Origin of the sequence: Atopomonas sediminilitoris (assembly GCF_022601735.1) — a bacterium.
Taxonomy (GTDB): Bacteria; Pseudomonadota; Gammaproteobacteria; order Pseudomonadales; family Pseudomonadaceae; genus Atopomonas; species Atopomonas sediminilitoris.
Map to the genome: position 1 here is coordinate 219949 of NZ_JAKUMM010000005.1, position 24456 is coordinate 244404.

Sequence of the window (24456 nt, forward strand, 5' to 3'; positions counted from 1 at the left end):
TTTGCCATGTTTGATTACGAAGTGCTCAAGCTGGTGTGGTGGGTGTTGGTGGGGGTGTTGTTGATTGGCTTTGCCCTCACCGATGGCTTTGATTTGGGTGCCGCGGCGTTGTTGCCGGTGGTAGCGAAAACCGATGACGAGCGCCGAGTGGTGATTAACACCATCGCCCCGCATTGGGATGGCAACCAAGTGTGGTTGATCACCGCAGGCGGCGCGTTGTTTGCCGCGTGGCCGTTAGTTTACGCGGCGGCGTTTTCGGGGTTGTACTGGGCTTTGTTGGTGGTGTTGTTCGCGCTGTTTGTGCGGCCGGTGGGTTTTGACTACCGCAGCAAGCTGGACAACACCCGCTGGCGGCAAAGTTGGGATTGGGGCCTGTTTGTCGGCGGCGTGGTGCCCTCGCTGGTGTTTGGCGTGGCGTTTGGCAACTTGTTCCTCGGCTTGCCTTTTAGCTTGGATGACACCCTGCGCTCGACCTACCAAGGCAACTTCTGGCAGCTGCTCAGCCCGTTTGCTTTGCTGGCCGGCGTGGTCAGCTTGAGCATGCTGACGCTGCACGGTGCCACGTGGTTGATGATGCGCAGCGACGGCGCAATTGCCGTGCGCAGCCGCCACGCCGCACAAGGGCTGGCGCTGCTGTTTTTGCTGGCGTTCATCGGGTGCGGCCTGTGGCTGTGGCAGGGCGACATTGTTGGCTTGCAGATCAGCCAAATGGGGGCAGCCGATAGCGCGCTTAACCCGCTGAATAAAACCGTGCAGGCGAGCAACTCCGGTTGGCTGGCTAACTATCAGCTGTACCCAGAAACCCGCTGGGCGCCGCTGCTCGGCATTGCCGGTGCGCTGTTGGCTGGGCTGGCGGCGAGCGCGCGCTGGGCGGGCTTGGCGTTTGCTGGCTCTAGCCTCGCGATCATCGGCACCCTGTGCACGGCAGGCTTTGCCTTGTTTCCCTTCGTGATGCCGTCGAGCCTGAACTTGGCCGCCAGTCTCACGGTCTGGGATGCCGTCTCCAGTCAAAAAACCTTGGGCATCATGTTGGTGGCGGCGTGTATTTTTCTGCCGCTGATCCTCAGCTACACGCTGTGGGGTTACGTGAAAATGTGGGGCAAGGTGCGTACCGAGCATATCCAAAACAACCCCCACGGCCTGTACTGAGGAGTCTGAACGATGTGGTACTTCACTTGGGTACTTGGCGTGTTGCTGGCTTGTAGCTTCGGCATCATTAACGCGCTGTGGTTAGAAACCACGCAAAACCTCGACAGCGACGCCGAGGACGATGTTTAAACCGTGGACGCACCCGCTGGCACGGCTGTTGTCGTGCCTGCTGGCCACGCCCTTGGTGCTGATTTTATTGCTGCACCCGGGCTTGTTTGTGCACGCCGATGGTCGCTACGCCCACGGCGCGTTGATGGGCGTGATGCTGGGGTTGAGCGGCGCGATTGTGCACGGCGTCGGCTTTGATCCTGTTAGTCGGCCATGGCGCTGGGTGTTTCATCCATGGCTGGCGTGGCCGCTGCTCAGTTGGGGTTACGTGCTGCTGTGGCGCGCGCAGGGCTTAAGCGCTTAAAGCCTGCGCGCGAGGTCTGCTAAGCTGGCGCTCTTTGCTTACGTACAAGGAACCACGCCATGCCTGCACTGTTGCCGCAACCCGATGCCGACGGCCTGTTGGAATACTCGGTGGTCTACACCGACCGCGCGCTCAACCACATGTCACAGCGCTTTCAGGGCGTGATGCGTGAGCTATCCAGCACCCTTAAGCAGGTGTATGGCGCCGAGGCCTGCGCCATCGTCCCCGGCAGCGGCACCTTTGGTATGGAGGCCGTGGCCCGTCAGTTTGCGCAAGACCAGCACTGCTTGGTCATCCGCAATGGCTGGTTCAGCTTTCGCTGGAGCCAAATCTTCGACATGGCCAAGCTGCCCTCGCAGGTCGATGTGCTCAAAGCGCGCCCCGTTGAAGAAGGGGCTAACCCGCACTTTGCCCCTGCGCCGATTGACGAGGTGGTTGCCACTATTCGCCGCGAGAAGCCGGCGCTGGTCTTTGCCCCGCACGTTGAAACCGCCTCGGGCATGTTGCTGCCGGATGACTACCTGCGAGCGGTGGCCGATGCAGTGCATGAGGTTGGCGGCTTGTTTGTGCTCGACTGCATTGCCTCCGGTTGTGTGTGGGTGGACATGCGCGCCACCGGCGTGGATGTGCTGATCAGCGCGCCGCAAAAGGGCTGGAGCGCCACCCCATGCTGCGCCATGGTGATGCTCGGTGAGCGGGCGCTGGCGCGTATCCAGCAAACCACCAGCAACAGCTTTGCCTGCGACCTGCGCAAGTGGCTGGAGATCATGCAAGCCTATGAAAACGGTGGCCACGCGTACCACGCCACCATGCCAACCGACGGTTTGGCACAACTGGCGGACATCATGCGCGAAACCGCCGACTACGGCTTTGAAAAAGTGCGCAACGAGCAATTAGAGTTGGGCCGCGAAGTGCGCCGCTTATTGGCCGAACACGGCTACAAAAGCGTGGCCGCGCCAGGCTTCGAGGCGCCGGGCGTGGTAGTCAGCTATACCAGCGACCCAGCAATCAAAAACACTAGCAAGTTTGCTGCGATTGGCTTGCAAGTGGCCGGTGGCGTACCGCTGCAATGCGACGAAGGCGCGGATTTCTCGACCTTCCGCATTGGCTTGTTTGGCCTCGATAAGCTGCACAACGTGGCTCGCAGCGTGGCCAGCTTAGAGGCAGCGCTGAAGCAGCTGTAAGGCGCATTGTGGCTGGTCGCGCTGTGGCGGTTGTTTGCTACTTAAGAGGCGAGTCTGTGCGACTCGCCTTTTTTATCGCCTACGCATTAGGCGGCGGGGCCAGTTTTGGCAGGGTGCGTACGTATAAGGCTTCTACTTCGCTGCGGGCCCACGGGGTTTTGCGTAAAAACTTCAGGCTGGATTTCACCGATGGCTCGTGGGTGAAGCAGCGAATTTTGATTCGCGTGCCCAGCTCAGCCCAGCCGTAGTGGGCGGCCAGTTGGGTGACGATGTGCTCCAGCGTTACGCCGTGCAGCGGGTTGCTGTTAGTCGGTGTGTCGTTAGCGTTGTGGTGAGGCGGCTGGTGAGTTGGGCTCATGGGCAGTGCTCGGCGATATCAGCGAGCAGTATGCCTTGAACCCGTGCCGCTGGGGGCAAAAACGCCACAGGGCCGGCAAGCCGACCCTGTGGTTTAAGCGCGCCGTGCTTATTCGCGCACGTTAAGGATGTCGCGCACGGTTGCGTCGTTATAGCCACGCAGGCGGGCCAGATAGTCCTTCTGCGCCGCCCAGACCTTGGCGCTGGCTGGGTCGCTGGCGGCGGAGGTTTCCACCACTTCGGCGGCGATTTCTTTGAGTTTGGCGAGCACTTCATCCGGCAGGCGACGAACTTCAACGCCTTCGGCTTTGAGCTTCTCCATGGCGTCCATATTGCGGGCGTTGTACTCATCCAACATCGAGCTGTTGATCTCGCGCGCGGCGACTTTGACGATGGCCTTGAGGTCATCCGGCAGCTGTTGCCAGGCCTGCTCATTGATTGACAGCTCAAACGCCACGCTCGGCTCTTGCCAGCCCGGGGTGTAGTAGTACTTGGCGGCTTTATGTAGCCCCAGCGCGAGGTCGTTGTACGGGCCGATCCACTCGGTGGCGTCGATAGCGCCGGTTTGTAGGGCGGTGAAAATCTCACCCGCCGGCAGGTTGACCACGGTCACGCCGACCTTCGACAGCACTTCGCCGCCTAAGCCGGGAGTACGCATCTTGACCCCGTTGAGGTCGGCCAAGCTGTTGATTTCTTTATTAAACCAACCCGCCATTTGCACGCCGGTGTTACCGCACGCCAGCGGCACAACGCCAAACGGCTTATAAATTTCTTCCCACAGCGCCATGCCGCCGCCTTGGAATAACCAAGCGTTCATTTCTTCGGCGGTAGGGCCGAATGGAATCGCGGTGAAGAATTGCGTGGCGGGGATTTTGCCCTTCCAGTAATACGGGGCGCCGTGGCCCATCTCGGCGGTGCCGCGTGATACCGCATCAAACACTTCCAGTGCCGGCACCAGCTCGCCTGCGGCGAACAACTTGATGTTCAGACGGCCGTTACTCATGGCCTTGACCAGTTCAGTGAAGCGCTCGGCACCGACGCCCACACCGGGGAAGTTTTTCGGCCACGAGGTCACTAACTTCCAGTTAAAGGTCTGCTGTTCGGCTTGCGGGGCTGCAGCGCCTGCGGTGTCGCAATTGGCTTCCTGCTTTTGGCAGCCGGCCAGAGCAACAGCGGTAAGGCCTAAACCGGCCGCGGTGAGCATGTCACGACGTTTCATGCGGTATCTCCATTTTGTTGTTGTTTTGTCTCGCCGGGATCGCCGGCAACCAGCACGCGCTATGCAGGTGGCTCAATGTGTGCGTACGTTGGCCAACCCAACGGTCGCGTTAGCATAGGCTTGCGGGCAAGCTTAGACTCTACGACCAAAGTTGCAGTGACATTGTGACTGGTCAGGCCAACTTACTAGAATGTCTCCGCCCCGCCCACCCTTGGGTGGCCACGTACAAGAACAAGGGACGCCCCGCTATGTCTGCAACCGCTCCGCCCGCGCTATTGCGCGTGGCTCATTTGATCAATGCGCTTAATCATCGCCTCGGCACTGGGTGTGCGTGGCTGACCGTGCCCATGGTGCTGGTCACCGCGGTGGTTGTGGTGCTGCGTTACGGCTTTGATACCGGCGCCATCGCCGCGCAGGAGTCGGTGATGTACCTGCATGCGCTGGTGTTTATGGGCGCTGCCGCGTGGACGCTTCAGCGCAATGCCCATGTGCGCGTCGACATCTTTTATCAAAAGATGAGCCCACGCCGCCGAGCCTTGGTTGATCTGCTCGGCACGCTGTTGTTCTTGCTGCCGATTTGTTTGTATTTGGGCATTAACAGTTGGGGCTATGTCGCCGAGGCGTGGCAAGTGCACGAGCGCTCGCGCGAGGCCGGTGGCTTAGCCTTTGTCTACTTGCAAAAAAGCATCATCTTGGTCTTGGTGGTGAGCTTGGTGCTGCAAGGCATCGCCGAGATTATTCGCCACGGCTACACCGTGCTGGGTTTGACCACGGAGGATAGCCAGCATGGCTGAGTTGATGTCGATTCTGCTGTTCGTCAGCATTTGCCTGGCCTTAATGGCCGGCTACCCCGTGGCCTTCACCTTGGGTGGTATGGCGCTGTTGTTTGCCGGCTTCGGCGTGGCCACCGGCACCTTTGATCCGACCTACCTCACGGCGCTGCCCAATCGCTTGTTCGGCATCATGAACAACGAAACCTTGCTGGCGGTGCCGTTCTTCGTCTTTATGGGCGTAATGCTGGAGAAATCCCGCGTTGCCGAAGACTTGCTCGAAGCCATGGCCAAGCTGTTTGGCGGTATCCGTGGTGGTTTGGCGATTTCGGTGTGCATCGTCGGGGCGTTGCTGGCGGCCAGCACCGGCATCGTGGGCGCCACGGTGGTCACTATGGGTCTACTGGCGTTGCCGACCATGCTGCGCCGTGGCTACGACCCCGCCATTTGCACCGGCACCTTGTGCGCTACCGGCACCTTGGGGCAAATCATTCCGCCGTCGATCGTCTTGGTCTTGCTCGGCGATGTGATGTCCAGCGCCTTCCAGCAAGCGCAATTGAAGATGGGCATTTTCTCGCCGAAAACGGTGTCGGTGGGTGATTTGTTTGTCGGCGCGCTGATCCCGGGGTTGATGCTAGTAGGCTTGTACATTGCCTACTTAGTCGCCGTGGCCTTCTTGCAGCCGCACAAGCTGCCGCAGATCCCCAAAGATCAGCGCGAAGCCATCGATTGGTCGCAGTTGCTGCGCGCTTTAGTACCGCCGTTGGCGTTGATTGGTGCCGTATTGGGCTCGATTCTCGCCGGGGCGGCCACCCCGACCGAAGCGGCGGCCTTGGGCGCGGTGGGTGCGGGCTTGTTGGCGGTGTTCAAGCGCCAATTCAACATCAGCAAACTGCGTGAGGTGGCGCAAAGCACCACCGAGATCACCAGCATGGTGTTCTTGATCCTGATCGGCGCGTCGCTGTTCTCGCTGGTGTTCCGCGGCTTCGGTGGCGAAGTGCTGATCGAAGACGTGCTCGCCAGCTTGCCCGGCGGCGTACTCGGGGCGTTCTTCGTGGTGATGCTGGTGATCTTCTTGCTGGGCTTCATCCTCGATTTTATCGAGATCACTTTCGTGGTTGTGCCTATCGTCGGCCCGATCTTGCTGGCCATGGGCTTAGACCCGATTTGGCTCGGCGTGATGATCGCCCTCAACCTGCAGACCTCTTTCCTTACCCCGCCATTTGGCTTTGCCTTGTTCTACTTGCGCGGGGTGACGCCACCGTCGATCCCCACCACGGCGATTTACCGTGGGGTCATCCCGTTTATTGGCATACAAGTGCTGATGCTGGTGATTGCTTACCTCTTCCCTGAAATCATCACGTGGCTGCCGCAGCAGGTCTACGGGCAGTAATACATAAGCGGGCGGCCATCAGGTCGCCCGTTTTGCTGCAGGGGTTACGCGTTGAGGTGGCGATAGGCAAGCGCAGCCGTTTATCGGCGAGTTATGCGCGCGTTACCGGCGTGAGCTGCTTGCGCAGCGCCAAGCAATGATCGGTAACGCCAGCACGCCAAGGCCTAAGCACAGGCCGTGTAAGACATCGAGCGGCAAGGCGTGTAGCCAATGGTTGTGCAGGCTCAGCGGCCAGGCGGGGTGCATATCGCTGTGCATCACCGCATCGAGGGCGATGTGGGAGAAGCTGCCCAACCAAGCGCTGGCGAAGGCAACCCGCCAGCTCAGCGGGTAGTGCGGGATGTGTAGGCGCTGCAGTACCCAGCTGCTGATGGGTTTGCCGCTGAGCCCTGCGATAAGGCCAATCAGCAGCGCGCCGAGCAAGGTATGGCTGGGGCCGTGCAGCACGCTGCTGCCGCGCAGTATGCCGATCAGCGGCTCGATATCCATCAACACTTGCGTGCCGCCAAACACCATCACGCTGAAGTGCCGACCGAGCAAAGCTTTGCAGGCTAAGCCGGGGCCAAGGTGAAGCGGGGTGAAGGGCATGCGGACTACTCGGCGATGTGGGCTTGGCTGATGAGGGTTAGCGGCGAGGCGCTACTATCAGGCTGCTGCAAGAACTGGCGAATGGCTTCACCACGGCTGTCGTGAGCCGCTTGATAGCCGTACCAGCGATTACGGCCTTGCTGTTTGGCCTGATACAGCGCTTGGTCGGCTAAATCGATCACTTGCGGCCAGCTGAGGGCGTGCGGCTCGCTGGCGAGAAAGGGGTAGCAGGCAAAGCCGATCGAGCAGGTTTTATGCAGTTGCGTGCCGTTACTGAGGGGGAACGGCGCCTGGGCAAAGGCTAAGCGCAAGCGCTCGGCCAGTTGCGGGGCAAGGCCGCGTGGCACGTGGCGCGTGACCACTAAAAACTCTTCGCCGCCCCAGCGCACTAAGTAGTCATCTTCACGGAACACGCTTTGCAAGCGCGCTTGGACTTGCTGCAGCAGCTCGTCGCCAGCGGCATGACCATGCTGGTCATTGACCTGTTTGAAGTGGTCGAGATCGACTAAGAAGGCGATTAAATCGGCATCCTCCGGCGCGGCTTGCTCCGGTTCGGCCAGCCAGCTCAGATAACGCTCACGACAGCGCTGTAAGTCACGGCCGATTTGCTGCATCACAAAGCGCCGATTGCGCAGGCCAGTCAGCGGATCGGTGAGGCTGGTTTGCTCGAGGTGGCGATAGGCTTGTTCGAGCTCGTCATTGCGCGCGCGCAGTTGCGCTTCTAGGGTGAGGCGCTCGTGCAGGTCGTGCAAAACCAAGGTATGACCTTGCAGTTGATGTGCGCCGTCGCGCAGCGGGGCGACATTGAGCTCGTAACGCCGACCGTGCCAGTTGAGTAACTGCTGATGTCCCAGCGTATCGGGGCCTTGGCTTAAGCTGGCGAGCAAAGGCGCGCTGAGGTCGGGTAACTCGCGCAGGCACTCATCAAGGCGTAGCCCGATGACTTGATTGGGGTTGAGTTGGCTGATGTTGGCGAAGGCGTGGTTCATGTCGACCACGCGGTGCTGTAAGTCGAGCACCAGCACACCGTCGCTGACGGCATCCAGCGTGCGATTGCGCAGCACCGGCATCAGGTTAAACAGGCGATAACGCAGCATCGCTAGCCACAGCAGCCCAACCGCCACGGCCAAGCCGATGGGCACCAAGTCATACTGACGTGGCACAAGCCCGGTGATCAGCAGCACATTGGTCACCAACGGCATTAATAAGCCGGCGACTAACAGGCCGCCTTGTCGGCGCAGCAATCGACTGCCGCCCCATAAGGCCACCAGCGTTAGGCCGACGCCGGCGAGAATCAATAAATAGCTGTAGCCAGCAAACAGCCAATAATACGGGCCAAAGATCAGCGTGCTGGTGTAGCTCAGGGCGTCAATACGGGTAAACACCACGTTTTGCAGCATCAAGTGTTGCCAGCTCGGCTGCCACAGCACCCATTGGGTGGCCAGTGGCAGTGCGCCGAGCAACAACCCCAGCGGTAAGCTGGCAATGCGATCGCGGCCGGTGAAGCGCAGCGCAAAGAGAAAAGCCCCCACCGGCGTTAAGCCAATGAACAGGTATTTGAGTTTGAGCCAGTGGACGGCAAAACTTGGGGTGGCGGTGGCCATCAGCACCACGCAAATCGACCAGCAGGCGGCGGTGGCGATAAAAAACAGCAAGGGCTTGGCGGCCGGTAGGTGGCGAAACTGCCACGCATGCACAAAAGCCCCGACCAAACTGATGATGGCGAGCAGCACGCCGAGCATGTACAGCACTTGCCAATCCATGAAGCCGCCTGCGTTGTGTTTTGCCCATGCTAGCGCTTTGCCTGGCGGATTGAAAAACCTAGCTGGCGCTGCGCGCAAGAATCGGGTGGCGGCGCGGCGGGCGGGCTGCCTATAGTCAGCTCCGGTAGGAATAAGCCTGAGAGTGCTCATGAGCAGCGTGCTGCGGTTGATCAGTTTGGCGGCCATTTGGGGCGCCTCGTTTTTATTTATGCGCATCGCGGCGCCGTCGTTGGGCGCGGTGTGGTTGGCGGCTGGGCGCGTGGCGTGGGCCGCGCTGTTTTTGACCGTGGTGGGCCTGTGGTTGCGTCAAGCCCTGCAGATGCGTAGCCAGTGGCGGCACTATCTGGTGCTAGGTTTGTTTAACTCGGCGCTGCCGTTTTTGTTATTCAGCTATGCGGCGCAGCAGTTGTCGGCGTCACTGATGTCGATCATTAACGCCACAGCGCCTTTGTGGGGCGCAGTGTTTGCGGCGGTGCTGGCACGGCAGTTGTTTTCGGCCAAGGTGGCGTTGGGCTTATTGCTCGGGGTTGTGGGTGTCGCCTTGTTGGTGGGCTTGGATCCCGTGCTGCTGCAAGTCGGTACTGGTGTGGCTGTGTTGGCGTGCTTGGGGGCGGCGGCGTGTTATGGCGTGGCCAGCGTGTATGCCAAAGCGCGCAGCGGAGTCGGTGCCTTCAGCAATGCGCATGGCAGCATGTGGGCAGCCACCTTGCTGTTGTTACCATGGTTGCCCAGCACCACGCCGGTGGCCATGCCGAGCGTTGCGGTATGGTTGGCGGTGTTGGCGCTCGGCGTGTTGTGCAGTGGGATTGCCTACATCTTGTACTTCCGTTTAGTGGCGGATTTAGGCGCCGCTTCGGCGTTGAGCGTGACCTTTCTCATTCCTCTGTTCGGGGTGCTGTGGGGGCATGTGTTTTTACACGAGCCGGTAGGCTGGAATACCGCATTAGGGGCGCTGGTGGTGATTGCGGGGACTGTCTTAGTGACCGGTTTTTCACCGGCGGCGCTGCGCCGCAAGGTGGTGCAACATGACGGCTAACCAGAGCTATAGCGGCTTAGACGCCGAGCATTACGCGCACATCAGCCAAGCGATTGCCTATCTGTGCGCGGCGCAAAGCACGCAGCCCAGCTTGGCGGCTGTGGCCGCGCAGGTGGGCTTGTCGGAGTTTCACTTGCAGCGTTTGTTTACGCGCTGGGTGGGAGTTTCGCCGAAACGGTTTTTACAGTTTTTAACCAAAGAGCGCGCCAAGGCAGCCTTACAAGCCTCGCAGTCGGTGCTTGAGGCCAGTTTGGCGGCGGGGCTGTCGGGCCCCGGGCGCTTGCATGATTTACTGGTGACGTATGAGGCCATGACCCCGGGTGAGCTGAAGGCGCAGGGCGCCGGGTTGGTGATTGAATACGCCAGCGGCGCGACGCCTTTTGGCCCGGCGTTAGTCGCGTGGACGGCGCGCGGGGTGTGTCATCTGGCGTTTTTCGATGACGACGGCCTCGCCGCGGAGCGCGAGCTGCACGACTTATGGCCCAAGGCGACGCTGCGCGCTGCACCGGCACAGGGCGCAGCATGGCTGACGCGGATTTTTGCCCCACCGCGCGCGGCTGCACCCTTGGCTGTGTTGCTGCGTGGCAGCCCGTTTCAGCTCAAGGTGTGGCAAGCCTTGCTGAGCACCGAGCCGGGGCAGGTGTTGGGCTATGCTCAGTTAGCACAACTGGCTGGCAGCCCCAAAGCGGCGCGCGCCGTGGGTTCGGCGTTGGCCGCCAATACCTTGGGTTTTCTGATCCCCTGTCATCGGGTGATTCGTGAAACCGGCGAAATCGGCCAATTCCGTTGGGGCCGTCAGCGCAAGCAGTTGATGCAAGGATGGGAGGCTGTGCACGCCGTAGCACCGCATTGAGTGGCGGTGTTGTGGGGTTCTATATAGCTAAAGCGATGAGCGGTATGCCTGCTAATGGCGCATGGCTATTAACCACGCAAGGCTGTGCTACTCTTGCGCCCGCAACAGGATAGCCGCCGTGGCGAATGATTCGGCCACGGGTCTGGAGTGACACCCCCGCTACAGGGAGGTTCCTTCGTAACTCAGAGGAGAACCTATGACCAAAGAGCAACTGCGCGCGCAACTTGAAGCACAAGCGCAAGCCTTTCTGGAAAAACAGGGCGCCGAAGTGGTGCTCTACGCCGCACAACCGAAGACCGACCGCCGCGCGTGGCGGCCAAAGCCTAGCGTGCAGGCTGAGCAGTTCCAGCGTGAGTTGGGCAAGATGGCCAAAGATCAAAGCGCTGAAGCGTAACGGTTAAGGCTTTTCTCGCAGCAGTTGCTGCGCATCGCGCATCACCCCGTTGGGCAGATGACAATAACCGCGCTCGCCCTGCGTGCTGATGGCACGCTCGTATTGGCCTTTGAGTGATTCGCAGTAGTCAGCGGCGGGGTTGTTTTGCCCAGCAAACGCCTGAGGCCGTTCGATGTCGGTGCTTGGCGTGCTGCTGCAAGCGCTCAATGCGGCGCTTAACAGCAGAGTCATCACTAGGGTTTTACGCATCGCGGGCTCCGGCTAGGTCGTGATGAGGTTGGTACACGCAGCCGAGGTCGGCTTGCTGCTGCACGATCCAGTCGCGACAGCGGGTGTTCAGTTCGACAATCGCGCGGTTGTCTTGACCGTTGGGGCTGATCGGCGCGCCAATCACCACGTCAATCACGCCCGGGGTTTTCCACCATGTTTGGTTGGGCCAGCAGGTGGCGGCGTTGTGGGCGATCGGCAATACCGGCACCTCGGCGGCGCAAGCCAAGGCCGCCCCACCGCGTGAAAACTTACCGACGCGGCCGTTGGGGATGCGCGTCCCCTCCGGGAAGATCAGCACCCAGACACCGTCTTTGAGGTTGGCGCAGCCTTGCTCAATCAGTTGTTGCAGTGCCTGCTGGCTGGCGCTGCGGTCGATGGCAATGGGGTTGATCAGGGCGAAGGCCCAGCCAAAAAACGGCACGGATAACAGCTCGCGCTTGATCACCTGCACTTGCGGGGCGAACAGCGTTTGCAGAAAGAAGGTTTCCCACGTGCTTTGGTGTTTGGCCATGATCACGCAGGGGGTGGCGGGAATGTGCTCGCGCCCGTGGATGCGCACCTCGATACCCACCACGTGACGGGCAAAGAACATCGCCATGCGGGTCCACACGCCGATAATAAAGGCGAAGCGCTGAGGGAACGGGAGGAACGGCCCGACCAGCAAGCTGAGCGAACCCCAAACAAACGCGCTACTGGCCAGTAGCAGGTAAAACAATGCCGTTCGCAATCCTTGGATCAGCAGTGCCATGGTGGATCACTCCCTTTAGTCTGGCTTCCCTGTAAGCAGTTGCTGGGCAACCGCGGCTAAATCATCGAACACCAGCGTACCCTCTGGCAGAGGCTTGGCCAAGCTGCGTAGGCCTTTGCCGGTTTTCACCAGCACCGGCTGACAGCCTACGGCGAGGCCCGCTTCTAAGTCGCGCAGACTATCGCCCACCAACCATACGCCGGTTAAATCGGCATTGAACTGGCGGCCAATGGCTTCAATCATGCCGGGAAGTGGCTTGCGGCAGGTGCAATCATCCTCTGGCCCGTGTGGGCAGAAGTGGATTGCGTCGACGCGCCCGCCCTGTGCTTGTACCAAGCGTTGTAGCTCGGCGTGCATGGCGTCGAGCGTGGCTTGGTTGAAGTAGCCGCGCGCCAAGCCCGATTGGTTGGTGGCCACCGCGATGGTCCAGCCGGCCTTGGATAGCGCGGCCATGGCATCGATGGCGCCGGGCAGCGGCAACCATTCCTCCAACGACTTGATGTAGTCGTCGGAGTCTTGGTTGATCACGCCGTCGCGGTCGAGGATCAGCAGTTTCATCGACTTAGCCAAGCAGCGAAATATCGGCCACGCCCAAGAACAGGCCGCGCAACTGCGCGAGCAAGGCGTAGCGGTTGGCTTTCACTGCCGCGTCGTCGGCGTTGACCAGCACTTGCTCGAAGAAGGCGTCCACGGGGGCGCGCAAGCTGGCCAGCTGGGTCAGCGCGGCGCGGTAATCGCGGGCGCCAGCCAGCGGGGCGACTTGGGCTTGCGCGGCGCTGACGGCTTGCGCCAGTGCTTGCTCGGCGCTTTCGCTGAGCAGGGCGCTGTCAACCTGGCTGGGCACCACCACATCGGCTTTGGCCAGCAGGTTGGACACGCGCTTATTGGCGGCGGCCAGCGCTTCGGCCTCTGGCAAGGCGCGGAAAGCCTGCACGGCCTGCACGCGTTGGTCAAAGTCCAGCGGGGCGGCGGGGGCGAGGGCGCGCACCGCTTGGTACACGGCAACATCGACGCCTTCGTCTTCGTAGCGCGCGCGCAGGCGGTCGAAGATGAAGTCCAGCACTTGGTTGGCCAAGCCGTCGGCTTTGATCTTGTCGTCGTACAGGGCAATGGCCTTGGCCACGGCGGCGACCAAGTCGAGGTCGAGCTGCTTCTCAATCAAGATGCGCAGCACACCAAGCGCCGCACGGCGCAGGGCGTACGGGTCTTTGCTGCCGGTGGGCAGCATGCCGATGCCGAAAATACCGACCAAGGTATCCAGCTTGTCGGCCACCGCGACCGCCGCGCCGGTCAAGGTTTGCGGCAGCTCAGCACCGGCACCGCGCGGCATGTATTGCTCGTTGAGGGCGCGGGCGACGTCTTCTGGCTCGCCGCCGTGCAGGGCGTAATAGTAGCCCGCCACGCCTTGCATTTCGGGGAACTCGCCGACCATCTCGGTGGCCAAGTCGCACTTGCTCAACAGGCCGGCCCGTGCGGCGTGCTCGGGGTTACCGGCAATGTTGCCGGCGATAAACGCGGCCAAGGCCGACACACGCTCGGCTTTGTTGAACACGCTGCCGAGTTGCGCTTGGAACACCACATTGGCCAAGCGCTGGTTGAAGCTTTCCAGCGCGTGTTTTTTGTCTTGCTTGAAGAAGAACTCGGCGTCAGACAAGCGCGGACGCACCACCTTCTCGTTACCGGCGATGATTTGCGCGGGGTCTTTCGACTCGATGTTGGCCACGGTGATAAAGCGCGGCAGCAGCTTGCCGTTGCCATCGACCAAGCAGAAGTACTTCTGATTGTCTTGCATGGTGGTGATCAGCGCTTCTTGCGGAACGTCCAAGAAGCGTTCTTCGAACGAGCACACCAGCGGCACCGGCCATTCGACCAGTGCGGTGACTTCATCCAGCAGACTGTCGGGGACGATGGCGCTGCCGCCTTGCTCGGCGGCCAGCTGGGCGACGCGAGCGCTGATTTGTTCGCGGCGTTCGGCAAAGTCAGCAATCACGTAGGCGCTGCGCAGGTCAGCGGCGTAGCTGGCGGCGCTGCCGATGCTGACGTCGTGGTCGGCATGGAAGCGGTGCCCGCGCGATACACGACCGGCGCGGTGGGCGAGGATTTCGCAGTCCACCACGGCATCACCGTGCAGCATGACCAACCATTGCACGGGACGGACAAACTCTTCTTTGCGCGCGCCCCAGCGCATGCGCTTGGGGATGGGCAGATCATTCAGCGCTTGTTCAACGATGCCCGGCAGCAGACTGGCCGCCGGTTGGCCTGCGATTGCTTGGCTAAAGCGCAGCTTGGGACCGCTGCTGTCGATCTCGCTCAGCTCAACGCCGCATTTGCGCGCAAAGCCGAGTGCAGCTTGGGTGGGCTCGCCGTCTTTAAACGCGGCGGCCAACGGTGGGCCGTCGAGGTTAACGGTGCGATCGGGCTGCTGAATGGCCAACGCGTCAACAATCACGGCTAAACGGCGCGGGGCGGCTAAAAAGCGCGCGCTTTGGTAAGCCAAACCGGCGGCTTTGAGGCCTTTTTCTACGCCTGCCAACAAGGCCTGACCAAGGGTTTTCAGCGCTTTGGGGGGCAGCTCTTCGGTGCCAAGCTCAAGCAAAAAATCGTGGGCGCTCATTATTCGGCCTCCTTCAACTGGGCCAGTACTTCATCACGCAGGGCTGGCGGTGCCATGGGGAAGCCCAGTTTGGCGCGGGCTAGCAGGTAACTTTGCGCGATCGAGCGCGACAGGGTGCGCACGCGCAAAATGTATTGCTGGCGAGCGGTCACCGAAATGGCGCGGCGCGCATCCAGCAAGTTAAAGCTGTGGCTGGCCTTGATCACCATTTCGTAGGCCGGCAGCGGTAGGTGCAGGCCCATCAGACGGTTGGCTTCGCTTTCGTAGAAGTCGAACAGCTCGAACAATTTGTCGACGTTGGCGTGCTCGAAGTTGAAGGTGGATTGCTCCACTTCGTTTTGATGGAACACGTCGCCGTAAGTGACTTTGCCGAACGGGCCGTCGGAGTAGACCAAGTCGTAGACCGAGTCGACGCCTTGCAGGTACATGGCCAAGCGCTCAAGACCGTAGGTAATTTCGCCGGTGACGGGGTAGCACTCCACGCCGCCGACTTGCTGGAAGTAGGTGAACTGGGTGACTTCCATGCCGTTGAGCCACACTTCCCAGCCTAAGCCCCAAGCGCCTAAGGTCGGCGATTCCCAGTTGTCTTCGACAAAGCGCACGTCGTGCACCAAGGTGTCGATGCCGATGTGGCGCAACGAGGCCAAGTACAGGTCTTGGATGTTGTCGGGGTTGGGCTTTAACACCACCTGAAACTGGTAGTAGTGCTGTAGGCGGTTGGGGTTTTCACCATAGCGGCCATCGGCGGGTCGGCGTGAAGGCTGCACGTAGGCGGCGTTCCAGGTTTCTGGGCCAATGGCACGCAAAAACGTGGCGGTATGAAAGGTGCCGGCACCCATTTCCATGTCATACGGCTGCAGGATCACGCAGCCCTGCTCAGCCCAAAACTGTTGCAGGGCGAGGATCAGGCCTTGGAAGGTACTCACGTCGGGCTTAGTCTGGCTCACGAATGTCACCGCTATCAGGCTTTAAAAAATAGCCCGCGAGTATACCCTTACCGAGCAAGGGCCGGCGACACCGCCGGCGATAGCACTGGCAAGGAGTCCAGCATGCAGCGTTGTTTTTGGTGTAGCAGCGACCCGTTGTACCAGCACTATCACGACCATGAGTGGGGCGTGCCGCAATATCAGGCCGCCGCGTTGTTTGAGTTGCTGCTGCTGGAGGGCTTTCAGGCCGGTTTGTCGTGGCTGACGGTACTGAAAAAGCGTGAACACTACCGCCAGGTACTGTGGGGCTTTGACCCTGAGCGCTTGGCGCAGATGACGGATGACGAGGTTGAGCAGCTTTTGCGCGACCCCGGCATCATCCGCAATCGTTTAAAAGTGCGGGCGGCGCGGCAGAACGCACAAGCGTGGCTGCAACTCGACGACCCCGCGACGTGGCTGTGGTCGTTTGTCGGCGGTGCGCCGCAGATCAACCATTTCAGCGCCTCCGAGGTGCCGGCGCAGACAGCCGCCGCACAAGCGATGAGCAAGGCGCTTAAGAAAGCCGGTTTCAACTTCGTCGGCCCGACGATCTGTTATGCCTTTATGCAGGCGGCGGGCATGGTGATGGACCACACCACCGACTGCTTTCGCTATGCCGCGTTGGCGCAGCAGCGCGCCGGCAAAGGGTGAGCCTGACCGCGTAGTCGGCTACAATCGCCGCACTTTTGCAGACATAACGAGACTTGCGCGTGGAAGCATTCAAAGGCGCCGTGATTGTGGCGTTACTTAAACTGTTTGCCTTGCTGCCGTGGCCGGTGATTAAAGCGCTGGGTGGTTTGGTGGGTGGGCTGATGTGGCGCGTGCCAAACCGCTCGCGCGAGGTGGTGCGGATTAACCTCAAAGCGTGCTTCCCCGAGATGCCCGAAGCCGAGCGCGAAGACCTTGCGCGGCGCAGTCTTAAGCACATCGGCCACACCATCATGGAGGCCGCCAGTGCGTGGATGTGGCCTGCCGAGCGTACCCTCAAGCTGGTGCGCCAAGTAGAAAATCATGAGTTGCTCAAGCAAGCACTGGCCAGCGGCAAACCGCTGGTGCTCATCACCAGTCACCTCGGTAATTGGGAGGTGCTCAATCAATACGCCGCCTCGCAGTGCAAAACCATCATCTTGTACCGCCCGTCCAAGCTCGCCGTGGTGAACCAACTGATCACCGAACGCCGCTCGCAACAGGGCAACCCGTTAGTGCCCTCCACCCGTGAAGGCATTCTTAAATTGGTTAAAGGCTTGCGTGACGGTGGCATCGCCGGCATCGCGGCCGACCCTGAGCCGTCGGTCTCCAGTGGCGAGTTTGTGCCCTTCTTCGGTGTGCCGACGCTGACCAGCAAGTTTGTGCCGAGTTTGGTGGTCGGCGGTAAAGCCAATGCCTTGGTCTTGCACGCCTTCCGCTTGGAAGATGGCTCAGGCTTTAAAGTGGTCTTCGAGCCGGCGCCAGAGGCGCTGTTCAGTGACGATGTGCCCACCGCCGTGGCCGCGCTGAGTCAGGCGATTGAGCACGCGGTGCAGCGTTATCCGGCGCAGTACATGTGGAGCATGAAACGCTTCAAAAAACGCCCAGCAGGTATGCCGAAGCTGTATTGATGATGCCGCAAATCACCACCGATATTGCCTGTGCTGTCGCGCGTTTGCGCGCCGGTGAATTGCTGGGCCTGCCTACCGAAACCGTCTACGGCCTAGCGGCGGATGCGCGCAACCCCGCGGCGGTGGCACAGGTGTTTGCGTTAAAAGGACGGCCGGCGAGCAACCCGTTGATTGTGCATGTGACCGGGCGCGAACAGGTCGATGACTGGGCGGCCAGCGTGCCGGAAGCCGCGGAAAAACTGATCGCGGCGTTTTGGCCGGGGCCGCTGACCTTAGTGCTGCCCGCCAAAGACAGCGTGTCGCCGGTGATTACCGCCGGTCAGGCCAGCGTGGCCTTGCGCGCCCCCGCGCATCCGAGCGCGCAGGCAGTATTGGCTGCGTTTGCTGGGGCGCTGGTGGCGCCGTCGGCTAATCGTTATATGTCGATCAGCCCGACCTGTGCCGCCCACGTAGCGCAGCAGTTTGCCGATGCGGATTTATTGATTGTGGACGGCGGCGCCTGTCAGGTGGGGCTGGAGTCAACGATTGTCAGCCTGCTCGACGACACCCCGCGCTTGCTGCGTTCCGGCACGCTAGACCCCGCCGCCATCGAGCACGTGTTAGGCCAGCCGCTGGCCCGTGGCGCCGCCGGCAGTGTGCGTGTGCCGGGGCAGCACGTGAAACATTACGCGCCGAACACCCCTGCGTTTAGCGTGGCCAATGTGCCAGTCGCCGCCCAGGCTGATCCGCGCTGTGGCTGGCTGTTGTTGCGCCCGCGTGACGATATCGCCGGTACCGTACACGCCTTAGGGAATGAGCCGATTGCCTATGCGCGTGGTTTATACGCCGCGCTGTATGCGCTTGATAACGCAGGCCTTGAGCGCATTTATATCGAGTTGCCGCCGCGCAGCGAAGCGTGGACGGCCGTGCATGACCGGCTTAGTCGGGCCTCTCAGTCGGCCTAACGCGGCCGGCCGCACTCAAGCAAAGAACGCGTAACACACCGCAATGGCCGCCGCGATGCCGGCGGCGTCAGCCACCAGCGCGCAGCCCACCGCATGCCGAGCGCGCTGGATGCCCACCGCGCCAAAGTACACCGCCAACACATAAAACGTGGTTTCAGTACTGCCTTGTACGGTGGCGGCCAGCAGTGCGGGAAAGCTATCGACGCCGTGGGTTTGCATGGTTTCGATCAGCATGGCGCGTGCGCCGCTGCCGGAAAAAGGCTTCATTAAGGCCGTGGGTAGGGCATCGACAAAACGGTTGTCCCAGCCGAGCAGTTCAACGCCGTAGCGAATCACGCTGAGTAGCCCATCCAGCACGCCGCTGGCGCGCAGTACGCCAATCGCGCAGAGCATGGCAATCAGGTACGGCAACAAGTCGCGGGCGACGTTGAAGCCCTGTTTAGCGCCATCCACAAAGGTTTCGTACACCGGTACTTTGCGCAGCGCGCCAACGGTGACGAACAGCATGATCAAGCCGAACAAGGTTAAGTTGCCCATCAGGCTGGACAGCTCGCTTAGCGCGGTCACCGATAAGCCGGCCAGTAGCGCCATAAAGCTCGACAGCAACAGCGCGCCGCCACCGAGATAGGCCAGTACTACGGGGTCCCACAGCTTCAAACGCTGCACGATAGCCACCGCCAGTAGGCCGGCCACGCTGGAGGCGGTGGTGGCGAGCAAGATGGGTAAAAACACCAATGCCGGCTCCGGCGCGCCTTGCTGTAGGCGGTACATGAAAATCGAGACCGGCAATAGCGTTAGCGAGGAGCTGTTGAGCACCAGAAATAAGATCTGCGCGTTGCTGGCGGTGTCCGGTTTGGGGTTGAGGGTTTGCAGCTCTTTCATAGCCCGTAAACCGATCGGGGTCGCGGCGTTATCTAACCCTAAGCCGTTGGCGGCAAAGTTCAGGGTGATCAAACCCAGTGCCGGGTGGCCCGGCGGCACTTCGGGCATCAAGCGCTTGAACAGGGGGCCAAGAAGGCGCGCTAATAAGTCGATCAAGCCGGCGCGCTCAGCAATCGCCAAAAAGCCCAGCCACAAGGTTAAGGTGCCAAACAGCAGCATCATTAACTCCACTGACACCTTAGCCATGCTAAAAAGGCTATCGACCAAGGCGCTGAACACACTGGCATCGCCTTGGATCAACCAGCGCCACAGTGCGGCTAAGGCGGCTAGCCAAAAAAAGCCGAGCCAGAGGGTGTTAAGCATGTCTTATCCTTAGGGCTTAATCAGGTGGTGGTGCGGGTAACTTGCGCTAGGCTCAGGCACTACAAACTTCAGCAAATAATCAGTAAGGGATCATTGCATGATGCACAAAAGCATAGGGGTGTTGGTAGCTAGCTTGTCGCTGGCTTTGGCGGGGTGTGCCAGTAAGACGACGGCACCTGAGCAGTATTCTGGTTTTTTGGGCGATTACTCGCAGCTGCAAAAGCAAGAGACGCCCTCCGGCGCGCCGGTAATGCGTTGGAAGGCCGATGGCTTTGATGTCAATAACTACGCCAGCATCCTGATTGAGCCGGTGTGCTTCCACCCGAAACCCGCACCTAGCGACCAGGTATCTGACCAAGCGTTGGAACAAATCTGCAGTTACACCCAGCAGCGCCTAACGGAAGAACTGGCGAAGGTGCGTCCTATTGTGCAGCAGGCAACCAATGACACCCTAGTGCTGCGCGGCGCTTTAACGGCGGTGCAAACTTCTGCCGAAGAGTTACAGCCGTACGAAGTGGTGCCGGTGGCGCTGGTGGCGGCGGCGGCGATGAGTGCTACCGGTAATCGCGACCAGCAAGTGGCGTTGTTCTTTGAAGCCGAAGTGCTGGATGGCGGGAGCAGCAAGCCTTTAGTGCGCGCTGTGCGCAAAGCCTTTGGTGAAAACCTTAAAAATGACAGCACCCAGCTGACCTTGAATGACGTCAAGGGCGTGATCGATCAAGTCGCCAAAGACGCTCGTCTAGCCTTGCAATAACCGGCTAGTCACTGGTCAGCGCTTGCAGCAATGCGGCGCTGGCCAGATCCTTCTCCCCCTCAAAATCACTGGCTCGGTAGCGCAGCTGAAACGCGCGTAAGGCTTTGCGCAGGTGCTGCTCCTGACTATCGTCGGTTAAGCGGTACCACGGGGCTAAATAGCCCAAGCATTGTAAGCGCAGGCTAAACCATTGGCTGTCCGGCAGTGATTGCCCGAGCTGCTGACTCGCCCGAGCGACCGCACTGTCGTCCAGCGTTTGTGCTAGTCCTGCGGCGGCTAGGCGCGCCCAAGGGAACAATGGCCCGGGATCTACTTTGCGTCCGGGGGCAATGTCGCTGTGACCCAGCACACGCTCGGGGCCGAGTTGATGGCGCTGGAGGATGTCCGCCAGGAGCGCTTCCAAAGCCCGAATTTGCGCATCAGGGTAGGCAAACCAACGGCGCGTGCCGTCGGCCTCGTCGATATAGCCCTCATTCACCAGTTCGATGCCAATGCTGTGCGCGTTGAGGTAGGTGCGCCCTTGCCACTGGCTGTCGCCGGCGTGCCAGGCGCGTGCGTGCTCATCCACCAGTTGCCACACGTGCCCCGATTCGCTGATGAGGTAGTGGCTGCTGACTTGGCCGCGACTCAGCGTGGCCAGTGATTCGGCAAGGTTGCTGGAGGTGTAGTGCAGCACCACATACTGCACGCGGCTGTCTTGGCTGCTGGCTTGCACGCTGCGCGTAGGGTGGTGCGGCGTGCCTTGGCAGCCAACCAGTAACAGCAGCAGGGTTAAGCCGAGTACGCGCATATCAGCCTTGCAGGTGCAGCACGGATTTAAAACTGTCGAGCAGCATGTCGACGCTGAGCATGATCAACAGCATGCCCATCAAGCGCTCGCAGGCGGTTAGGCCGCGCGGGCCGAGCAATTTATGCAAGGTTACCGCTTGCATCAAAATCACCGCACAGGCAAACCACGCCAAGCCGAGGCCGGCGTAGAGCTCCCACACGGGGCCTTCGTGGGTGTTGCGTAAGGTCATCAAAATCGCCAGCGCGGAGGGGCCTGCCACCGCCGGCGTCGCCAGCGGCACGAGCATAGGCTCGCCGTCGGGGCTGTCGCCAAAAATGCCTTCTTTACTGGGGAAAATCAGGCGCATGGCGACCACAAACAGAATGATGCCGCCAGCAATCGAGATGGCCTCACGGGATAAACCCAGCGCCGACAAGATGTGCTCGCCAAAGGTTAAAAACAGCAGCAATAAGGTCAGGGCGAACAACAGTTCGCGCAAAATCACCCGCCAACGCCGCTCAGGGGCTACGCCGCCAAGGGCCGAGAGGAAAATAGCGATGTTGCCGAAGGGGTCGATGACCAAAAAGATCAATACGGCAATGCTGACGATTTCCATAGAAAGCTCCGCAAAGCGCGTGATGCTAACAAAGCTGGGCGCGGGATAAATGCAGCCAAGCGGCAGGAATGGATAAATCCCGGCTTATCTGGGCCACGCGCGCGGCGCTTTAGGCTTTTTGTTGCTCGACTAATCCACGCTGAACTTGGTTGCGTCCGCCATTTTTCGCGGCGTACAGCGCTTGGTCGGCGCGTTCAAATACTTGGCTGGCGCTGTCTTTGCCGCTAAAGGCACTGATGCCCACTGACACCGTGATGGTCAGCGGCTCGCCCTTAAAGTGGAACGGGCAGGCTTCGATGCCGCTGCGCAAGGTGTCGAGCACTTGGAAGCCGGCCTCAAGCTCGGTAGCAGGCAACAGCACGACAAACTCCTCACCGCCGTAACGGGCCACGAAGTCCGTTTTGCGCAGGCGCTTGGCAATCTCTTGCGCGATGATGCGCAGCACTTTGTCGCCGGCTAAGTGGCCATAGCTGTCGTTAATCCTTTTGAAGAAGTCGACGTCGATCACCGCCAGTAATAAGTCCCCGCCGTAACGCTGCCAGCGCGCACTTTCCAGCGCGATGCGCTCATCCCACGCGGCACGATTGGGCAGGCCGGTGAGTGCGTCTTTGAGGGCTTTTTGCTTTTGTTCTTCGAGGTGGGCACGGAAGTTTTTCGCTTCGTCTTCCATGTTGCCGACTTTTTCCACCAAGGTTTGCAGCTTTTGCGCGACTTGCTTCTCACGCTGATCGCGCGCGTGTTGGTAGGTGTCCATGGTGCTGAGCAAGCCATCGAGGCGGCTTTCCACGGTGCGCTTTAAGCTGTCGAGGTCGGTAGCTTGCTTAACGCTGGTCTGTAAGCCGTCCACCTGTGTGCGCAATTCGCCGTCCAACTCGTGAGCGCTGGCGAGCGACTCTTGGTAGCCGGTGTGAGCGTCCTTGAGGTTGTCTTGGAAGCTGGCGAGGCGCTCGTTGAGCGCGCCTAGGTAGCGCTGGAACTCGTGCTCACCTTGATTAAGGGTGGCCAAGATGAGGGCTTTTAGCTCATCCAGTACGGCGGCGAGCTCGTACCAATTCAGGCCGCCATCCACGCGCTGTTTGAGCGCATCGCGCTGCGTGTGGTGGCTGTCCGGTACTTCTAAGGCGGCAAGCAGGCTGTTAAGGGTGCCTTCGATATGCTCGGCAATGGCACTGTAACCCGGCTCGGGGGCTTCGGCGATGGCGTAGTTTGGATGGCCTTGGCCCGCCTTGACGGGTTGTTGGGCGATAACCGGCGTCGCTGCAGGTTGGCTGGTGACAGGCGGCGGGGTGTTGTTCGTGGTGTCGAGCGTGGCCGCGTCCGTAGGGGCTGCGACGGGCGGATCGGTGTCGGCGCTGTCGTCAGCACTTTGTTTGTTTTTCAGCAGCCGCTTCCAAAAGCCGGGGCGCTCCTCTTCGGCGCTTTGAATCTGGTTAACCACTTGGTTTTGCAGGCGGCTCAGTTCATCGACCAGCAAGGGCAGCTCTTTTAAGTGGCGTGCGCGCTGTTCGGCCTGTTTGGCCAGTTGCTTAAGGCTTTTGACCATCGGCTTAGGCAGGGGCAGCTCTTGCAGTTGCTCGCTCAGTTGGCGCAGGCCTTTGCCCAGTTGTTTGAGGCGCTCTTCGCGTTGGTCTTCGGATTGCAGGACGATTTTTTCTAAGCGCGGAATCAGCGCGTCCATGCTTTGATCGCTGTCGGGCTGGCGCAGTTGGCTGCGCAGTTCGCCCATGACTTGATCGACCACCGGGTCGGAGCCTTCGGCGGCCATGCTGGTGCGCACCAGACCGCGCCGCAGCAGGTCTAGGCGTGCTTGCCAAGACTTATCGCGCTGCTCTTGCTCCTCGGCAAGGGCGAGGTATTTTTCTTTCCAGTGTTGGGTGTCGTTGCTGGCCATGGTTCGCCTCATCAAACGCTGGGCAAAGTATAGGCGCTGCATTGCGGCTTGTTGGCCAATTGGGTGGCCAGTGCGTGAATTATTGCAGAGGGCTGTCGCTTGGCAGGCGCAGCTCAACCGCCACTGGCAGGTGGTCGGAAATGGGTAAATCGAGCACCCGTACCGAGATCACATCAAGGCTGGCGCTGTGCAGAATGTGGTCAATGCAGCGTTGTGGCCGCCAACTGGGAAAGGTCGCGGTTTCGCTGGGGGCGGTCAGTTGAATGTCTGCCAGCGCACTGTGGTGGATTAATTCATCCGCGTGGGTGTTCATGTCGCCCATCAGCACCACGTGGCGATAATCGCCGATCAGCTCGCGCACGTAGCCAAGCTGGTTATTGCGCCCACGCGCGCCAAGCGCGAGGTGCAGCATGATCACGACCAAACCGTTCTCGGCGGGCCCAAAACGCAGGGCAATGGCCCCGCGCCCAGGCAGCAGACCGGGCAAGGGGTGGTCTTCAACCGAGCAGGGCTGGATGCGCGTCAGGAGGCCGTTGCCGTGCTGGGCAATGCGTCCTAAGTTGCGGTTAAGCTGTTGATACCAAAGAGGAAACTCGCCGACTTGGGCCAAGTGCTCAACTTGGTTGATGTAGCCCGAGCGCAGGCTGCCACCGTCGACCTCTTGCAGGGCGACCAAGTCGTAGTCTTGCAGCACGCGACCAATGCGCCACAGGTTTTGTGCGCGATGGCTGTTGGGTAATACATGCTGCCAACCACGGGTGAGGTAGTGGCGGTACTGCCCAGTATTGATGCCGACCTGAATGTTAAAGCTAAGTAAACGCAGCAGCCCCGGCTCACTTAAGCCGAGGCTGCGATTGCACAGTTGGTTGCTTTTTAGCTCGCCCGGCGCAGGGGCACGCGGGCGGCGTAGGGCTGTGAGCATGC

At 60.6% G+C, this 24456-nt stretch carries 27 protein-coding genes; 13 read left to right on the forward strand and 14 right to left on the reverse strand.

Annotated features, from left to right (window positions below):
• Positions 1-6 precede the first annotated feature (6 nt).
• The 4 genes from cydB to MKI83_RS09410 are packed head-to-tail and all read left to right on the forward strand — an operon-like array spanning position 7 to position 2745.
• Positions 7-1149 carry a cytochrome d ubiquinol oxidase subunit II gene (cydB, locus tag MKI83_RS09395; protein ID WP_241585146.1) on the forward strand — a complete coding sequence of 381 codons (1143 nt, stop codon included), beginning with the start codon at positions 7-9 and terminating at the stop codon, positions 1147-1149.
• Between the two features lie 12 nt (positions 1150-1161).
• Complete coding sequence (cydX, locus tag MKI83_RS09400) at positions 1162-1278, forward strand: cytochrome bd-I oxidase subunit CydX (protein WP_241585147.1); 117 nt, start codon at positions 1162-1164, stop codon at positions 1276-1278.
• Positions 1271-1561 (forward strand): cyd operon YbgE family protein, encoded by a 291-nt coding sequence (locus MKI83_RS09405; RefSeq protein WP_241585148.1) that lies wholly within the window; start codon positions 1271-1273, stop codon positions 1559-1561. The genes cydX and MKI83_RS09405 overlap by 8 nt, the downstream gene beginning before the upstream one ends.
• Before the next feature lie 59 nt (positions 1562-1620).
• A complete protein-coding gene (locus MKI83_RS09410) occupies positions 1621-2745 on the forward strand; it encodes a pyridoxal-phosphate-dependent aminotransferase family protein (protein ID WP_241585149.1) in 1125 nt (374 codons plus the stop codon).
• 79 nt (positions 2746-2824) lie between these two features.
• Here the strand turns inward: MKI83_RS09410 and MKI83_RS09415 are convergent, their stop codons facing one another.
• Positions 2825-3103: a VF530 family protein gene (locus MKI83_RS09415; protein WP_241585150.1), complete on the reverse strand. Its 279-nt coding sequence runs from the start codon at positions 3101-3103 to the stop codon at positions 2825-2827.
• 108 nt (positions 3104-3211) lie between these two features.
• The gene (locus MKI83_RS09420) at positions 3212-4321 is read right to left on the reverse strand and encodes a TRAP transporter substrate-binding protein (RefSeq protein WP_241585151.1); all 1110 of its coding nucleotides are present in this window, start codon (positions 4319-4321) and stop codon (positions 3212-3214) included.
• Positions 4322-4569: 248 nt separating this feature from the next.
• Here MKI83_RS09420 and MKI83_RS09425 point away from each other — a divergent pair, with 248 nt between their 5' ends.
• The gene (locus tag MKI83_RS09425; RefSeq protein WP_241585152.1) at positions 4570-5115 is read left to right on the forward strand and encodes a TRAP transporter small permease subunit; all 546 of its coding nucleotides are present in this window, start codon (positions 4570-4572) and stop codon (positions 5113-5115) included.
• Positions 5108-6484 carry a TRAP transporter large permease gene (locus MKI83_RS09430; protein WP_241585153.1) on the forward strand — a complete coding sequence of 459 codons (1377 nt, stop codon included), beginning with the start codon at positions 5108-5110 and terminating at the stop codon, positions 6482-6484. The genes MKI83_RS09425 and MKI83_RS09430 overlap by 8 nt, the downstream gene beginning before the upstream one ends.
• 102 nt (positions 6485-6586) lie before the next feature.
• Here MKI83_RS09430 and MKI83_RS09435 read toward each other — a convergent pair whose 3' ends face one another.
• Together MKI83_RS09435 and MKI83_RS09440 are read right to left on the reverse strand one after the other, a co-directional pair.
• Positions 6587-7072 carry a hypothetical protein gene (locus MKI83_RS09435; protein WP_241585154.1) on the reverse strand — a complete coding sequence of 162 codons (486 nt, stop codon included), beginning with the start codon at positions 7070-7072 and terminating at the stop codon, positions 6587-6589.
• Between the two features lie 5 nt (positions 7073-7077).
• Complete coding sequence (locus MKI83_RS09440) at positions 7078-8835, reverse strand: histidine kinase N-terminal 7TM domain-containing diguanylate cyclase (RefSeq protein ID WP_241585155.1); 1758 nt, start codon at positions 8833-8835, stop codon at positions 7078-7080.
• Positions 8836-8983: 148 nt separating this feature from the next.
• Between MKI83_RS09440 and MKI83_RS09445 the strand changes: the two genes are divergently transcribed.
• The 3 genes from MKI83_RS09445 (at position 8984) to MKI83_RS09455 (ending at position 11118) form a co-directional block, all read left to right on the forward strand.
• Positions 8984-9871 carry a DMT family transporter gene (locus tag MKI83_RS09445; RefSeq protein ID WP_241585156.1) on the forward strand — a complete coding sequence of 296 codons (888 nt, stop codon included), beginning with the start codon at positions 8984-8986 and terminating at the stop codon, positions 9869-9871.
• Positions 9861-10724: a methylated-DNA--[protein]-cysteine S-methyltransferase gene (locus MKI83_RS09450; protein ID WP_241585157.1), complete on the forward strand. Its 864-nt coding sequence runs from the start codon at positions 9861-9863 to the stop codon at positions 10722-10724. The genes MKI83_RS09445 and MKI83_RS09450 overlap by 11 nt, the downstream gene beginning before the upstream one ends.
• A 196-nt stretch (positions 10725-10920) precedes the next feature.
• Positions 10921-11118, forward strand: a complete 198-nt coding sequence (locus MKI83_RS09455) for a hypothetical protein (RefSeq protein WP_241585158.1) — start codon at positions 10921-10923, stop codon at positions 11116-11118.
• A 3-nt stretch (positions 11119-11121) separates the two neighbouring features.
• Here MKI83_RS09455 and MKI83_RS09460 read toward each other — a convergent pair whose 3' ends face one another.
• Genes MKI83_RS09460 through glyQ form a run of 5 tightly spaced genes read right to left on the reverse strand, consistent with a single transcriptional unit; the run spans position 11122 to position 15697 of the window.
• Positions 11122-11367 carry a putative hemolysin gene (locus MKI83_RS09460; protein ID WP_241585159.1) on the reverse strand — a complete coding sequence of 82 codons (246 nt, stop codon included), beginning with the start codon at positions 11365-11367 and terminating at the stop codon, positions 11122-11124.
• Entirely contained in the window at positions 11360-12136 is a 777-nt protein-coding gene (locus MKI83_RS09465) for a lysophospholipid acyltransferase family protein (RefSeq protein WP_241585161.1), read from the reverse strand. Before MKI83_RS09465 ends, MKI83_RS09460 begins: the two co-directional genes overlap by 8 nt.
• A gap of 15 nt (positions 12137-12151) precedes the next feature.
• Positions 12152-12694, reverse strand: a complete 543-nt coding sequence (gene gmhB / locus MKI83_RS09470) for a D-glycero-beta-D-manno-heptose 1,7-bisphosphate 7-phosphatase (RefSeq protein ID WP_241585162.1) — start codon at positions 12692-12694, stop codon at positions 12152-12154.
• Positions 12695-12698: 4 nt separating this feature from the next.
• Positions 12699-14750, reverse strand: a complete 2052-nt coding sequence (gene glyS, locus MKI83_RS09475; RefSeq protein WP_241585164.1) for a glycine--tRNA ligase subunit beta — start codon at positions 14748-14750, stop codon at positions 12699-12701.
• Positions 14750-15697: a glycine--tRNA ligase subunit alpha gene (gene glyQ / locus MKI83_RS09480; protein WP_241585166.1), complete on the reverse strand. Its 948-nt coding sequence runs from the start codon at positions 15695-15697 to the stop codon at positions 14750-14752. The genes glyS and glyQ overlap by 1 nt, the downstream gene beginning before the upstream one ends.
• Before the next feature lie 102 nt (positions 15698-15799).
• On the opposite strand from glyQ, the gene MKI83_RS09485 reads away from it, so the two are divergent.
• The 3 genes from MKI83_RS09485 to MKI83_RS09495 are packed head-to-tail and all read left to right on the forward strand — an operon-like array spanning position 15800 to position 18257.
• Positions 15800-16366 (forward strand): DNA-3-methyladenine glycosylase I, encoded by a 567-nt coding sequence (locus MKI83_RS09485; protein ID WP_241585168.1) that lies wholly within the window; start codon positions 15800-15802, stop codon positions 16364-16366.
• Positions 16367-16425: 59 nt separating this feature from the next.
• The gene (locus MKI83_RS09490) at positions 16426-17313 is read left to right on the forward strand and encodes a lysophospholipid acyltransferase (RefSeq protein ID WP_241585169.1); all 888 of its coding nucleotides are present in this window, start codon (positions 16426-16428) and stop codon (positions 17311-17313) included.
• The gene (locus tag MKI83_RS09495; protein ID WP_241585170.1) at positions 17313-18257 is read left to right on the forward strand and encodes an L-threonylcarbamoyladenylate synthase; all 945 of its coding nucleotides are present in this window, start codon (positions 17313-17315) and stop codon (positions 18255-18257) included. The genes MKI83_RS09490 and MKI83_RS09495 overlap by 1 nt, the downstream gene beginning before the upstream one ends.
• A gap of 15 nt (positions 18258-18272) precedes the next feature.
• On the opposite strand, the gene MKI83_RS09500 is transcribed toward MKI83_RS09495, so the two are convergent.
• A complete protein-coding gene (locus MKI83_RS09500) occupies positions 18273-19502 on the reverse strand; it encodes a spore maturation protein (protein ID WP_241585171.1) in 1230 nt (409 codons plus the stop codon).
• Between the two features lie 97 nt (positions 19503-19599).
• Between MKI83_RS09500 and MKI83_RS09505 the strand changes: the two genes are divergently transcribed.
• Entirely contained in the window at positions 19600-20256 is a 657-nt protein-coding gene (locus MKI83_RS09505) for a DUF3313 domain-containing protein (protein ID WP_241585172.1), read from the forward strand.
• Positions 20257-20260: 4 nt separating this feature from the next.
• Here the strand turns inward: MKI83_RS09505 and MKI83_RS09510 are convergent, their stop codons facing one another.
• The 4 genes from MKI83_RS09510 to MKI83_RS09525 all read right to left on the reverse strand — a co-directional run bounded on the left by MKI83_RS09510 (position 20261) and on the right by MKI83_RS09525 (position 24454).
• Entirely contained in the window at positions 20261-21046 is a 786-nt protein-coding gene (locus tag MKI83_RS09510; RefSeq protein WP_241585173.1) for an N-acetylmuramoyl-L-alanine amidase, read from the reverse strand.
• A gap of 1 nt (position 21047) precedes the next feature.
• Positions 21048-21641: a MarC family protein gene (locus MKI83_RS09515; protein ID WP_241585174.1), complete on the reverse strand. Its 594-nt coding sequence runs from the start codon at positions 21639-21641 to the stop codon at positions 21048-21050.
• A 109-nt stretch (positions 21642-21750) separates the two neighbouring features.
• Entirely contained in the window at positions 21751-23532 is a 1782-nt protein-coding gene (locus tag MKI83_RS09520) for a GGDEF domain-containing protein (RefSeq protein WP_241585175.1), read from the reverse strand.
• Between the two features lie 79 nt (positions 23533-23611).
• On the reverse strand, positions 23612-24454 hold the full coding sequence (locus MKI83_RS09525) for an endonuclease/exonuclease/phosphatase family protein (protein ID WP_241585177.1): 843 nt from the start codon (positions 24452-24454) through the stop codon (positions 23612-23614).
• Positions 24455-24456: the final 2 nt, after the last annotated feature.